Source organism: Micromonospora sp. CNZ309 (assembly GCF_002846525.1).
The window spans coordinates 4266545-4280258 of sequence record NZ_PJNG01000001.1 but is presented as its reverse complement, the minus strand read 5'-3'; the positions used below and the strand labels follow the sequence as shown (position 1 = coordinate 4280258).

10 protein-coding genes are annotated in these 13714 nt (G+C 73.8%); 5 read left to right on the top strand and 5 right to left on the bottom strand.

Going from position 1 to position 13714, the window contains the following annotated elements:
• Positions 1-12 precede the first annotated feature (12 nt).
• Entirely contained in the window at positions 13-1605 is a 1593-nt protein-coding gene (gene thiC, locus CLT72_RS17725; RefSeq protein WP_101412785.1) for a phosphomethylpyrimidine synthase ThiC, read from the top strand.
• A 141-nt stretch (positions 1606-1746) separates the two neighbouring features.
• On the opposite strand, the gene CLT72_RS17720 is transcribed toward thiC, so the two are convergent.
• From CLT72_RS17720 to CLT72_RS17705, 4 genes are all read right to left on the bottom strand, one after another.
• Positions 1747-4038 carry a hypothetical protein gene (locus tag CLT72_RS17720; RefSeq protein WP_486484273.1) on the bottom strand — a complete coding sequence of 764 codons (2292 nt, stop codon included), beginning with the start codon at positions 4036-4038 and terminating at the stop codon, positions 1747-1749.
• Positions 4039-4113: 75 nt separating this feature from the next.
• Positions 4114-4416 (bottom strand): cupin domain-containing protein, encoded by a 303-nt coding sequence (locus CLT72_RS17715; RefSeq protein WP_088998381.1) that lies wholly within the window; start codon positions 4414-4416, stop codon positions 4114-4116.
• Positions 4413-5363 carry an LLM class F420-dependent oxidoreductase gene (locus CLT72_RS17710; RefSeq protein WP_101412784.1) on the bottom strand — a complete coding sequence of 317 codons (951 nt, stop codon included), beginning with the start codon at positions 5361-5363 and terminating at the stop codon, positions 4413-4415. Before CLT72_RS17710 ends, CLT72_RS17715 begins: the two co-directional genes overlap by 4 nt.
• Before the next feature lie 2 nt (positions 5364-5365).
• Complete coding sequence (locus tag CLT72_RS17705; protein WP_088998383.1) at positions 5366-6151, bottom strand: ABC transporter ATP-binding protein; 786 nt, start codon at positions 6149-6151, stop codon at positions 5366-5368.
• A gap of 268 nt (positions 6152-6419) precedes the next feature.
• Between CLT72_RS17705 and CLT72_RS17700 the strand changes: the two genes are divergently transcribed.
• Positions 6420-7451, top strand: a complete 1032-nt coding sequence (locus tag CLT72_RS17700; protein WP_101412783.1) for an ABC transporter substrate-binding protein — start codon at positions 6420-6422, stop codon at positions 7449-7451.
• Between the two features lie 145 nt (positions 7452-7596).
• A complete protein-coding gene (locus CLT72_RS17695) occupies positions 7597-8394 on the top strand; it encodes an ABC transporter permease (RefSeq protein ID WP_308220801.1) in 798 nt (265 codons plus the stop codon).
• Positions 8395-8451: 57 nt separating this feature from the next.
• Here the strand turns inward: CLT72_RS17695 and CLT72_RS17690 are convergent, their stop codons facing one another.
• On the bottom strand, positions 8452-9633 hold the full coding sequence (locus tag CLT72_RS17690) for an ABC transporter substrate-binding protein (protein WP_101412781.1): 1182 nt from the start codon (positions 9631-9633) through the stop codon (positions 8452-8454).
• A 446-nt stretch (positions 9634-10079) separates the two neighbouring features.
• On the opposite strand from CLT72_RS17690, the gene CLT72_RS17685 reads away from it, so the two are divergent.
• Together CLT72_RS17685 and CLT72_RS17680 are read left to right on the top strand one after the other, a co-directional pair.
• On the top strand, positions 10080-13280 hold the full coding sequence (locus tag CLT72_RS17685) for a sensor histidine kinase (RefSeq protein WP_101412780.1): 3201 nt from the start codon (positions 10080-10082) through the stop codon (positions 13278-13280).
• Positions 13277-13684, top strand: coding sequence for a roadblock/LC7 domain-containing protein (locus CLT72_RS17680; protein ID WP_067359650.1), 408 nt, complete (start codon positions 13277-13279; stop codon positions 13682-13684). The genes CLT72_RS17685 and CLT72_RS17680 overlap by 4 nt, the downstream gene beginning before the upstream one ends.
• Positions 13685-13714: the final 30 nt, after the last annotated feature.

Sequence of the window (13714 nt, the reverse complement as noted above, 5' to 3'; positions counted from 1 at the left end):
AGGGAGGCTGTCATGCAGGCACGTCGCAAGGTGTACGTGGAGGGGTCCCGGCCGGACGTGCGGGTGCCGTTCGCCGAGGTGGAACTGGCCGGCGACAACCCGCCGCTGCGGCTCTACGACACCTCCGGACCCGGTTCCGACCCGGAGGTGGGGCTCCCGCCGCTGCGCGGGGCGTGGATCGCCGAGCGCGGCGACGTGGCCCCGGTCCGGGGCGCGGGCACCCCGCTCGCGGGCGCCGACGGGCGGCGCCCCACCCAGCTCGCGTACGCGCGGGCCGGCGTGGTGACGCCGGAGATGGAGTTCGTGGCGATCCGGGAGGGGATGGCGCCGGAGTTCGTCCGCGACGAGATCGCCGCCGGGCGGGCCGTGCTGCCGCTCAACGTCAACCACCCCGAGTGCGAGCCGGCGATCATCGGCAAGGCGTTCCTGGTCAAGGTCAACGCCAACATCGGCACCTCGGCGGTCACCTCGTCGGTCGCCGAGGAGGTGGAGAAGCTGACCTGGGCGACCCGGTGGGGCGCGGACACGGTGATGGACCTGTCGACGGGCAAGCGGATCCACGAGACGCGCGAGGCGATCGTGCGGAACTCGCCGGTGCCGATCGGCACCGTGCCGATCTACCAGGCGCTGGAGAAGGTCGGCGGCGACCCGGTGAAGCTGAGCTGGGAGGTCTTCCGGGAGACCGTGATCGAGCAGGCCGAGCAGGGCGTCGACTACATGACGGTGCACGCCGGGGTGCTGCTGCCGTACGTGCCGCTGGCGGTGGACCGGGTGACCGGCATCGTCTCGCGGGGCGGCTCGATCATGGCGGCCTGGTGCCTGGCGCACCACGAGGAGAACTTCCTCTACACCAACTTCCGCGAGCTGTGCGAGATCCTCGCGCGCTACGACGTGACGTTCTCGCTCGGCGACGGGCTGCGCCCCGGCTCGATCGCCGACGCCAACGACGCCGCTCAGTTCGCCGAGCTGCGCACCCTGGGCGAGCTGACGAAGGTCGCCTGGGAGCACGACGTCCAGGTGATGATCGAGGGGCCCGGCCACGTGCCGATGCACAAGATCAAGGAGAACGTGGACCTCCAGCAGGAGTGGTGCCACGAGGCGCCGTTCTACACCCTCGGCCCGCTGACCACGGACATCGCCCCCGCGTACGACCACATCACGTCGGCGATCGGCGCCGCGATGATCGGCATGTTCGGCACCGCCATGCTCTGCTACGTGACCCCGAAGGAGCACCTGGGGCTGCCGGACCGCGACGACGTGAAGGCCGGCGTGATCGCGTACAAGATCGCCGCCCACGCGGCCGACCTGGCCAAGGGGCACCCCGGGGCGCAGGCGTGGGACGACGCGCTGTCGAAGGCGCGGTTCGAGTTCCGCTGGGAGGACCAGTTCAACCTGTCGCTGGACCCGGAGACCGCGCGCTCGTACCACGACGCGACCCTGCCGGCGGAGCCGGCGAAGACCGCCCACTTCTGCTCGATGTGCGGCCCGAAGTTCTGCTCCATGAAGATCACCCAGGAGCTGAAGGAGTACGCGGCACGCGGCATGAAGGACAAGTCGGAGGAGTTCCTCTCCTCGGGCGGCCGCGTCTACCTGCCGCTGGCCTGAGCGCCGAGACCGCCCGTCCGAGCTGTCGGAGAAGACGTTCCGTATCCCGCACGGCAGCGGGGGTCCGGGGTGGCTCTGCCGGAAGATCGGCGACGCCCGCCCTGCCCGGTCCTCCGGGCGGGGCGGGCGTCGTCGGCCGGGTCAGTCGCGGTGGTGGCGGCCGGTGGAACGCAACGACCGCCGGCCGTTCTCCTGCTCGGGCTCGTTGTCCGGGACCGGCCTGCTCAGGCCGGTGACCCAGTCCACGTACTCCTCGTCCTGCGCCGGCAGCGGCTCGGGCTCCTGTTCGGCCGGGGCCTCCTCGGCCCGGGACCGGTTGCGGCGGAACAGGCCCAGCCGGCCCCGGCCCCGCCCGGTGGGCTGCTCGGCCTCGCCGGGCGACGCGGATCCCGGTGACGCCTCCGCCCCGGTGGCGGCGCCGTTCGTCGGGGTGCTGTCGGCGGACGCCGGGGCGGGGCCGCCCCGGCGCGCGGTGGCGAGCGCCTCCCAGCTCGCGGCGCGGGCCAGGTCGGGCATCGGGGCCCGGTGGCGGGGCCGCGGCGTGCTCTCGGCGGCGGGTTCGGCGGCGGGCCGGGCGACCTCGGCCGTGTCGGCCTGGGGCCGGGGCGGGACCGGCCACGCGGGGACGGGCGGCGGCGCGGCGCCGGCAGCGGGGACCGTCGTGCTGTTCGCGGCGGCGTCCGCGCTCGCGGGGGCGTCCGGGGCGACGGGCTTCGGGGCAGCGTCCCCGGGCTTCGGGTCCGCAGTGGCGGGCGCCGGTTCCGCAGCGGTGGGCGCCGGTTCCGGAGTGGCGGGGGTCGGGTCCGGAGCGGCGGGGGTCGGGGCCTCGGCGGTGGGCGTCGGGTCCGCAGCTTCGGATACCGCCACGGGGGCGACCTGGCGCGTGGACCGGGGCTTGCGGGTACGGCGGGGCTTGGGCGCGCTCGCCGTGGCCGGCTGCCCGGCGACCGCTCCGGCCGGCTGCCCGGCGGGCGTGGATCCATCGGCCGGCTGCGCGGCCGACGTGCCCTCGGCCGGCTGCACGGCTGGCGTCGGGGGCTCGGCCGGCTGCGCCGGGGGAGTCGTCTCCCCGGCCGGGCGTCCGGCAAGTGTCGCCTCCCGGAGGGGCTGCCCGGCGGGCGTCGCCTCGGCGGGCGCCTCGAAGGCGGGTGACGCGTCGGCGGTGGGTGTCGCTTCCGTGGTGGCCGGGACGGACGGGGCCGTCGGGGCGTGGGCGGCGGCGTCCGGCGTACGGGCGGGTTCCGGTTCGGCCGGGCGCTCGGCTGCGGCCGGGGCGTCGGAGCCGGCCGTCCACTGCGGACCCGCGCCCGTCCGGGCGGCGGGGGCCGGGGCGATTCCTCCCCCGGCGGGCCAGTCCCAGTGCGGGGGGACGGCCCGGGGCTCCCGACCGTCGCCGGTGGCGGTGGTGACCGCGCCGGAGTCCGTGCCGCCGGCCCGGTCGGTGGTGGCCAGGGTGGCACCGGCCAGGTCGACCGTCTCCGGCTCGTCCCCGGCGGCGGACGCCGGGGCGTGCGGCAGGGCCGGACCGGCCGGCAACGGACGCAGGATGTCGGTCGGCTCGATGGCTCCGGTGGGAGCGGTGCGGGCGACCAGCGGCCAGCGCAGCAGCGCGGCGGCGGCCGACCCGAGGGCGCCGGCGGCCACCGCGAGCAGCGCCGCGTAGTACGGCGTGAGCTGGTAGCGGTCGGCGGTGTCGCCGGGACCGGCGGTCAGGTAGGCGAACGCGACCAGCACCGGCCCCGCCACTCCCGTCGCGCCGCTGACCAGCGGCGGGTGGCCGCGCCAGCGGGCCAGCCCGCCAGTCGCGGCGCCCGCCAGCAGGGCCACCAGCGGCAGGACGACCAGGGCCAGCCGCTGCGCCGTGCCGGCCTCGAGCGACGCCGGCTCCGGCACCCCCAGGCGTACGGTCTCCAGCGGCCCGGACAGCAGCGACGGCGTCACCGAGACCAGGGCCAGCAGCCAGACGGCGCCCGCGACGGCCGCCATGTTCCACCCCACCGGCGGCTGGAGCAGTACGGCGAGGGCAGCGCCCGCACCGACCACCGCACCGAGGACGGCGCAGATGCCGACGGCCCAGACGGGGTCCACCGTGACGAGTTCGGCCGCCCGGGCGGGCTGCATGCACAGCGGCGCGACGACGGTGGCGCCCAGTGCGGCGGCGCCGGCGACGGCGAGCAGGCGCCCGGTGCCGGCCAGCCCTCCGTCCCGGCGGGCCAGGCGCTCGGTGAGCACCGCGCCCACCACGGCGGCGTTGGCGGCGAACCAGCCCGCCCAGACGAGCTGGGCCGGCCACTGGTTGACGGTGGCGCCGGTGAAGGTGCCGGTGAGCCGGACGACGCCGAAGCCGAAGGCGATGCCGAGCTGACCGGCCCCGGCCAGCAGGCTCACCCCGAGCGCGGTGAGCAGCAGTCTGCCCCAGGTCCGAAAGGCCATGTCCGGCACGTTACGCACCTGTTGACCAGGCCGCCACCGGCGCGCCGCGAGCGGGGGTGACCCGCCGGCCGGCGGTTACTTCAGCTCGACCAGCCGGGCCAGGTAGGTCGTGTCGCCCACGTTGGTCAGCATGTGCACGGCGCCCGGGTCCCGGTAGACGACCCCGCCGGTCGGCTCGTCGGCGTCGATGAGGGTGCCGTCGATCGTCTGCACGACGTTCTTCGCCCCCTGGATCGCCACCACGAGGTACGGGTGGTCGTGCCGGTGCAGCGGCTGCCGTTCGCCCGGCTCCAGGCGGATGTGCCAGACCCGGACCCGGTCGTTCTCGTACACGATCTCCTGGCCCACCGGCCCGAGTTCGAGGTGCGCGTCGGTCATCGGGTTCCGTCCAGTCGGGGGAGCACCTCGGCGGCGATGAGCTCCAGGTGGTCGAGGTCGGCGAAGTCGATCAGCCGCAGGTGCACCCGGGTGGCGCCGATCGCGGCGAACTCGCCGATCCGGTCGACGAGCTGCGCGGGCGAGCCGACCACCGGGTCCTCCGGCGGCAAGGCGCTCTTGACGTGCAGCGGGGCGGCGCGGCGCTGGGCCTCGGCGTCGGTGCGGCCGATCGCCACCACGATCCCGGCGGAGAGGGTGAGCGGGGCACGCCCCGACTCGGCCCGGCCGGTGCGGTCGCAGGCCTCCCGCACCCGCTCGTACGCGACGGCGGTCTCCGCGACGGTCTTGAACGGCATGTTGAACTCGTCGGCGTACCGGGCGGCGAGTTCGGGGGTGCGCTTCGGGCCGCGACCGCCGACGATGATCGGCGGGCCGGGCACCTGCACCGGCTTCGGCAGGGCGGGAGCCTGGACCAGCCGGTAGTGGTCGCCGGTGAAGCTGTACGTCTCGCCCGGCGGCGTCCGCCACAGCCCGGTGACGATCTCCAACTGCTCGGCCAGCCGGTCGAAGCGTTCGCCGACGGCCGGGAACGGGATGCCGTAGGAGGTGTGCTCCCGCTCGTACCAGCCGGCGCCGATGCCGAGTTCGACGCGGCCGCCGCTCATCTGGTCCACCTGGGCCACCATCACGGCCAGCGGGCCGGGCGGCCGGAAGGTGGCGGAGGTGACCAGGGTGCCGAGCCGGATCCGGCTGGTCTCGCGGGCCAGCGCGGCCAGCGTGAGCCAGGCGTCGGTCGGGCCGGGCAGGGCCGGTTCGTCGCCCATCGCCTGGTAGTGGTCGGCGCGGAGGAAGCCCTCGAAGCCGCCGTCCTCGGCCAGCCGGGCGAAACGGAGCTGGTCGTCGTAGCTGGCGCCCCGGTGCGGCTCGGTGAAGACGGTGACCCGCATGCTCATCGTCCTTCCGCGCCGGCTGTCGCCGGCAGGTCCCGCTCCATGAGGAGTTCGTGCAGGTCGGCGCTGACGCGGGCGACGTCGGCCAGGTGCGCGTTGCGGCCCAGGGTGCGCGGTCGCGGGATGTTCACGTCGACCACCTTGCGGATCCGGCCGGGGCGGGGGCTGAGGACGACCACCCGGTCGGCCAGCAGCACCGCCTCGTCGATCGAGTGGGTGACGAACACGATGGTGGCCCCGGAGGTCATGTGTACGCGCTGCAGCTCGCCGGAGAGCTCCTCGCGGGTCAGCGCGTCGAGCGCGGAGAACGGCTCGTCCATCAGCATCACCCGGGGCTCGCCGATCAGCGACCGGCACAGCGACACCCGCTGCTGCATGCCGCCGGAGAGTTCGTGCGGCAGCCGCTTCTCGAAGCCGGCCAGCCCGGCGAGGTCCAGCAGCTCCCGGGCCCGGTCGCGGTGCTTGGCCCGCTTCCAGCCGAAGATCTCCACGGGGAGCAGGACGTTGTCCAGGACCGTGCGCCAGGGGAGCAGGGCCGGTCGCTGGAAGAGCATCGCGATGTCCGGCCGCGGCTTGGTGATCGGCGTACCGGCCACGGTGATGCTGCCGTCGCTGACGGGGAGCAGGCCGGCGATCAGGCGCAGCAGCGTGGACTTGCCGCAACCGGAGCGGCCGAGTACGGCGACGAACTCGCCGGCGGCGACGTCGAGGTCGATGCCGCGCAGCGCCTCGACGCGGCCGCTGCGGCCGTCGAAGGTGCGGGACACCCCGGAAAGCTGGATCATCTCCGGCGGCCTCCCTGAGTGGGCGATCAGCAGTCGCGGCCCAGGGTAACCGGCCCGTGTGGACGACATGTCGTCCGGGGTGGAAGCGAGGATTTTTCCGTAACGAAACCCATACGCCTGGCATTGTCGGGGTCGGTTTCTCGTACGCTGTCCACCGCTAAGAGTCCCCTCACGACGGTTGGTGTCGGCCCAACCCCTCGGCCGGCCCACCTAGACAACCCCTCCGGTGGCGGCGCGCCGCTCCGGTCGGAAAGGACATGGTGCACTGATGAGAAGGCTGACCCGTACGGTCGCTGCCGCTGCGCTGGCCACCGCCCTTGCCCTGGTCTCCGGGTGCAGCGGCGACTCGGACTCCGGCGCCGACACCAAGAGCGGCAACGGCACGGCGTTGGAGAAGGTGACCTACCTCACCTCGTTCGGCAACTTCGGCCGTGACTCCTACGCCTGGGTCGCGAAGGAGAAGGGCTTCTTCAAGGAGGCCGGGTTCGACGTCGACATCAAGCCGGGTCAGGGCACCAACGCCGTGATCGGGACAATCGTCGGCGGGCAGGCCCAGTTCGGCCCGATCGACCTCACCGGCGGTCTGCTCCAGTTCGGCAACGGCGCGGCCAAGGACTTCGTCGCGGTCGCCGCGATCCAGCAGCGCACCATGGCCGCCATCGCCACCGTCGAGGGCAAGGGCATCGCGTCGCCGAAGGACCTGGAGGGCAAGAAGCTCGCCGACACCGAGGGCTCCGTCGTCCGCAACCTCTTCCCGACGTACGCCCGGCTGGCCGGCGTGGACGCCAGCAAGGTGCAGTGGGTGCCCGGTCAGGCGCAGGCCCTGATGGGCATGCTCGGCTCCGGCACGGTGGACGGCATCGGCCAGTTCGTCGTCGGCCAGCCGACCATCGAGACGGTGACCAAGCAGAAGGCCGTCATGCTGCCGTACAGCAACGTGATGCAGGACCTCTACGGCAACGTGCTGATCACCTCCGCCAAGATCGCCAAGGAGAAGCCGGAGATGGTCAAGCGGTTCACCGCGGCCCTGATGAAGGGCCTGGAGTACGCGCTGACCAACCCGCAGGAGGCGGGTGAGCTGCTGAAGAAGAACGTCGACGCCGCCAACCCCGCCGCGGCCGCCGCCGAGCTCCAGCTCATGGCCGGCTACGTGCGCTCCAGCAACTCCGGCACGCAGCTCGGCACGCTGGACAGCGGCCGGGTCGCCAAGAGCATCGCGATCCTCCAGGGCGCCGGTGCGCTCAAGCAGAACATCACCCCCGACCAGATCATCGACTTCAGCCTCGCGCCGAAGGCCTGATCGACGCCGACCGCGGCACGGGGGTGCGGTCCACCGGGGCGACCCGGTGGCCGCACCCCCGTCGCGTGCCGGCCCGGCCGGCAGGAGAGGAGAACCTGTGACGGAGACGACCGTTACCCGGTCCGGCCACGTCGGGAAGAAGCCCGTGGGCGCCGGCGCGCCCCCGCGCCGGTCCGGCGTACGCCCGGCGGCCGTCGGGCTGCCGCTGCTCGGTGCCGTGATCACGCTGGCCGCCTGGTGGCTGGTCACGTCCGGCCTGCAACTCGTGCACCCGGTCGCGCTGCCCCCGCCGCAGGCGGTGTGGCAGGCGATGGTGGCGGGGAACGACGTGCTGCTGCCGGCACTGGGCGTGACCACCACGATGACCGTGGTCGGCTTCCTGCTGTCGGCGGTGGCCGGGGTGCTGATCGGGATGGCCCTGGCCGGTTCCCGGCGGGTCGAGCGGATGTTCGCGCCGCTGCTGGTGGCGGTCAACGCGGTGCCGAAGATCGCCCTGGGCCCGCTGCTGGTGGTCTCGGTCGGCTGGGGCACGAAGCCGATCCTGACCATGGTGTTCCTGCTCTGCTTCTTCCCGGTCGTGCTCTCCACGGCGACCGGCCTCACCACCACCCCCAACGACCTGGCCGAGCTGGCCCGCTCGCTGAACGCCTCGTGGTGGCAGGCGTTCCGCAAGGTGCGCTTCCCCGCCGCGCTGCCGCAGATCTTCGTCGGGCTCAAGGTGGCGATGCCGCTGGCCGCGATCGGCGCGGTGATCGGCGAGTTCTATTCGGACAAGCCGGGGCTGGGCTACCAGATCCTGCAGTACAACGGCATCGGCGACACCGCGACCGCCTGGGCGGCGATCGTGTTGATCGCGCTGATGAGCATCCTGCTCTACAGCGCGCTGTCCCTGGTCGAGCGGCTCGCCCTGCCGTGGGTGCGCGCCACCACCTCGGCCCGCTGACCCGCTCGTGCAGCCCTCGGTGTGGCCCGCCGGAGAACGGCGGGCCACACCGGCCGGTCAGCTCGCGAGGCGCCAGCGCCCGTTGCGCGCCACCAGGGTGGTGAGGGCCTGCGGCATCAGGCCGGAGTGGTTGTCCGGGGTCATCCGGATGGGCCCGGAGAGACCGTCCAGCTGGGTCGTCTCCAGCACGTCCCGGATGCCGTCGCGGTCGACCTCGCCGGGCTCGCCGCCCGAGCGCAGTTCGGCGTCGGCGATGAGCTGCACCGCGTCGGCCGCGAACGACGAGGATCCGTTGTAGCTGCCGAAGCGGGCGGTGTAGTCCTGGAACCACTGCCGGCGGGCCGCCTTCGCCGGGGTCGTGGCGATCACGTCGTCGATCACCATGGTCTGGGTGAAGACCAGCGTGGCGCGCTCGGTCGCCTTGGACGCGGCACCGAGGAAGAGGTCGCCGGCTGCCGCCGCGTCGAAGAAGAGGTCGCCCTCGAACTTGGCCTGCTGAGCGGCGGTGGCGGCCAGCGTCGCCTGCTCCGCCGGGGTCCAGACGACCAGCGCGTCCGGCTTCTTCGCGATCAGGTCCTTGACCTGCTGACCGACCTCGGTGTCGGTGGTGCGCACGGCCTCTTCGCGCACCAGCTTGACGCCGGCCTTCGCGAACTCGGCGCGCAGCGCGGTCGACCCCTCGCGGCCGTAGGCGTCGTCGCTGTGCAGCACGCCCGCCTTGCGTACGCCCTTGCGGCGCATCTCGCCGGCGAGGGCGGCGGCGCTGTCGGCCGCGTTCGGGGAGAGCTTGAACACGTACCGCCGTTCGGCGACCGGGGTGGACACGGCGCTGGACGCCGCGAGCGCAATGGTGGGAATTCGCTTCTCGTTGATGGTGCGTACGGCACCGACGGCGCATTCGTTGCAGCCGCCCATGATGATGGCGCTGACTTGGGAATCAGCGCTGAAGTCACCGATGTTGCGCAGCGACTCGCTCGCGTCCGACCGGTTGTCCTTCACCCGCAGCTCGACCTTCCGGCCGTTCAGCGCACCGGAGGAGTTCAGCTGCCCGACCTTCAGTTCCAGCGCCCGCTGGTACGCCTTGCCGACCGGCGCGGCGGCACCGGAGAGTTCGAGGTCCGCGGCGATGACGATGGGACTGGTGTCCTTCTCGTCCGCCCCGAACTGGCAGCCGGTGAGCGTGGTGGCCAGCACGGCCGATGCGAGCGCGGCGGCGGTCGCGGAGCGGATGGGGCTCAACTCAGTCCTCCAGATGCGGCCCGGGCGATACCCGGTCACCGCCGGGTTGTCCGTCCTCAGTAGAGGAACGGGATCGGTCTGCCGTACGGTGTGCGCGAAGCGTGCAAAACCTTGCCAACGCCGGACCCCTGCGGTCAAGCGGAGCGTCCGAAGCGTTTCGGGACGCGTATCCCACATGGTGGGGCAGCGGGAAGTTTGCAAACGCTTACTAATACGACACGGATGACCACTCTGGAGTTACATGCCCTGTTCACGGGCATGGAGAATTGAAGGTATTAGTTGACCGGATCACGGGATGCGTGCCCTCCGACCGTTTCCTACCCCGCTGTGGCTTCCCAAACAGGATCACTTCTGATGAAATCGCGGCCGTGCCGCGTGTGGCGCAGTCCGCTGCACCGGGCGCGAGTCGGCGGGGCAGGCGTGGAAGAAACGACGGAGGCGATGTCGTGAGCACCGGACCGACGACCCTGCCCGCGAGTGGCGACACCGATCAGCCGAAGCGGCGTCGGCTGCCCCGGCTCCGCGACGTGCGGATCCGCTCCAAGCTCGCGCTGATCCTGGTCGTGCCGGTCGCCGCGGTGCTCGCGCTGGCGACGGTCCGACTCGTCGCGGTCGGCGAGAACACCTTCGACGCCAACCAGGCCCGGGCGCTGACCGCGCTCTCCGTCGACGTCTCCGCCCTGACGCAGGACCTGCACGCCGAGCGGATGGCCGCGGCGGCCTTCCTGTCGACGCCGCAGCAGAAGGCCGACGCCTACAACCTGCGGGTGCGCAGCACCGACGAGCGGGTCGCGGCGTACCGGGCCGAGCGCGGTCGCATCGATGACCTGCCGTCCGCCGTGCGCGAGCGGCTGGCGACCATCGACGAGCACCTGGAGACGCTCGCCGCCACCCGGCAGGAGGTGCTGGACCGCCAGCAGATGGCGGTCGCCGAGGCGGCACTGCGCTACGGCGTCATCATCACCGACCTGGTCGCGTACGGCGACGGGCTGGCCCAGCTGCCCGGCGACGAGCGGCTCGCGGACGCCCGGCGCGCGGTCGCCGCGTTCGCCCGCGCCAAGGCGGCCGTCGCCGAGGAGCAGTCGGTCGCCTTCACCGCCCTGATCAGCGGCCGGCTCGACGAGGAGCAGTTCTCCTCCTTCGTCGCCACGCTGACCAGCCAGCAGGAGGCGCTGGGCGCCTTCACCCTCGCCGCCGACCCGACCCAGCGGGCCCTGGTCGAGAGCACGGTCTCCGGCGACGCGGTCACCCTCGCCGACCGGGTGGCCGCCGACATCACCCGCTCGGTCGGGCAGCCCTCCCTGGTGACCGCCCAGGACGCCACCGCCGCCATCGGCGCCGTCAACGACCTGATGCGGTGGGCCGAGATCCGGCTCCAGGACCGGCTGCTCAGCCAGGCCGACCAGGCCCGCTCGGACGTCATCCGGCAGGCCATCATCGAGACGGCGCTGGTGCTGCTCACCCTCATCGTCGCCGTGACCCTCGCCGTGGTGCTGGCCCGCTCGCTCAACCACTCGCTGCGCCGGCTGCGGGAGGGCGCCCTCTCGGTGGCGAACCACGACCTGCCGGACGCGGTCAAGCGGCTGCAGAACGTCGGCAACGTCGGCGACGGCGGCGTCGAGGAGATCGTCCGGGAGGTACGCGACCCGATCCAGCTCAACAACCGCGACGAGGTGGGCCAGGTGGCGCTCGCCTTCAACGTCGTGCACCGCGAGGCGGTCCGGGTGGCGGCCGAGCAGGCCGCGCTGCGTACCAGCGTCTCGGCGATGTTCCTCAACCTCGCCCGGCGCAGTCAGACCCTGGTCGACCGCATGATCGGTGAGCTCGACGCGATCGAGCGCGGCGAGGAGGACCCGAAGCGGCTCGCGCAGCTCTTCGAGCTGGACCACCTGGCCACCCGGATGCGCCGCAACGACGAGAACCTGCTCGTCCTGGCGGGCGCCGACTCCGCCGTGCCGCGCCGCGACGACGCCCTGCTGGTGGACGTGCTGCGGGCCGCCCAGTCCGAGGTGGAGCTCTACAACCGCATCGAGTTCGGCACCGTCGACACCGACATCTCGGTCGCCGCGCACGCCGTCAACGACGTGGTCCGCCTCGTCGCCGAGCTGCTCGACAACGCCACCCGCTTCTCGCCGCCGACCACCACCGTGGTCGCCGACGGCCGCCGGATCCGCGACTACGTCCTCATCCAGGTCGAGGACCGGGGTCTCGGCCTGACCGACGACCAGCTCGACTCGCTCAACCGGCGACTGGCCGCCCCGCCGAGCGTCGACGTCGCGGCGTTCCGGCTCATGGGTCTGGCCGTGGTCAGCCGGCTGGCCTCCCGCTACGGCATCCGGGTGGAGCTGCGCCGCAACGTGGAGGGCGGCACCGTCGCCCAGGTGACGCTGCCCGCCGCGACGGTCGTGCTACCGCCCGTGCACAGCCGGGACCAGCAGATCACCCGGCCCCGGCAGCCGCTCGCGGTCGAGCAGAACCCGCTCACCCCGGCCGGCCTCGCCGAGCCGGCCGGCGCCGGGCGTACCGCCTCGGCCACCCTGACCGACCAGTGGCGCTCCGCCGCCCCGGCACCGTGGCAGGCCCCGGAGCAGGCGCGGGACACCATGGCCCCGGTGCAGGCAGGTGGCCTGCCGGCGGCACCGCCGCCCGCCCCGCCGACGCCCCCGGCCCGGCCGGCCTTCGGCGGCGTCTCGGTCGGCACGCCGACCGTCGCGTACCCCACGGTCGAGGCGCTGCCCAAGCGCGTCCCCGGCGGGGAGGCCACGGCCCCGGGTGCGCCCGGGCTGCCGGTGGGCCCGATCGCCGGTTCGCCGGCCACCGCCGGGCTGTCGGCGGGTCTCGCCGGCTCCGACCAGGGCACCGGCCGTGGCCTCGGGGCCAACCTGGCCGCTACGGCCCCGCTCGCCCCCGCCCCGGCCGCGCCGATCACCCCGCGCCCCGAGCTGCCGGCCGAGGCGCCGATCTTCCGCGAGATGGAGGCGGTGTGGTTCCGGTCGCACGGTAACGACGCCACGGCCATCTTCACCCGCCCGGACTTCAGCCAGTCGCCCGCCGCCCAGCAGGCCGCCGGAGCGCCGAGTACCGCCGCGCCGAGCGCCGCCGCGCCGGCAGCCGCCCAGCCGGCACCGGCGCCCCGCGCGCCGCGGTTGCCCACGCGTACGCCGGGCAGCACCGACACCACCGCACCGACCGCGCAGCCGGCACCGCCGACCGCGCAGCCGGCACCGCCGACCGCGCAGCCGGCACCGCCGTCGTACACCCCGCCGGCCGCGGCGCGGCCCACCACGCCGGACACACGCCCCGCGGCGCCTCCCACCCCGCCTGCTGCGCCGGTCGCGGACCCGCCGCCGGCGGCGCCCGCGACCGACACGGACGCCTGGCGGACGGCGGCAGACGAGGGCTGGTCCCGGGCCAGCCGGGCGGCGGCCCCCGCCACCGCCGGCACCACCCGCTCGGGGCTGCCCAAGCGGCAGCCGCAGGCACAGCTCGTGCCGGGCGGGATCGAGCCCCGGGGCGGCCGCGACCGCAGCCGGCGTACCCCGGACGAAGTTCGGGGCCTGTTGTCGGCCTACCACCGCGGCGTGCAGCGCGGCCGGGCGGCCGGCACGGACCAGAACAGCACCTCGACCAAGGAGACGAGTCGATGAACAGGCCAGCGGCCATGCAGGACATGAGTTGGTTGCTCACCAACTTCGCCGACAGCGTGGCGGGAATCGCCCACGTGGTGGCGGTGTCCGCCGACGGGCTGCTGCTCGCCTCCTCGCGGGATCTGCCCGCGGACCGGGCGGACCAGCTCGCCGCGATCACCTCGGGCGTGGTCAGCCTGACCGAGGGCGCCGCCCGGATGTTCAGCGCCGGCGGCGTGCTCCAGACGGTCATCGAGATGGACAGCGGCTACCTGTTCCTGATGTCGATCAGCGACGGCTCGTCGATGGCCGTGCTGGCGGCCCGCAGCTGCGACGTCGGTCAGGTGGGCTACGAGATGGCGCTGCTGGTCGAGCGGGTCGGTGCGGCGCTGGTGCCGCTGCCCCGGGACGCGGTGCGGTCCTAGCGGGACGCGACGTGCGGGCCGTACGTCGTC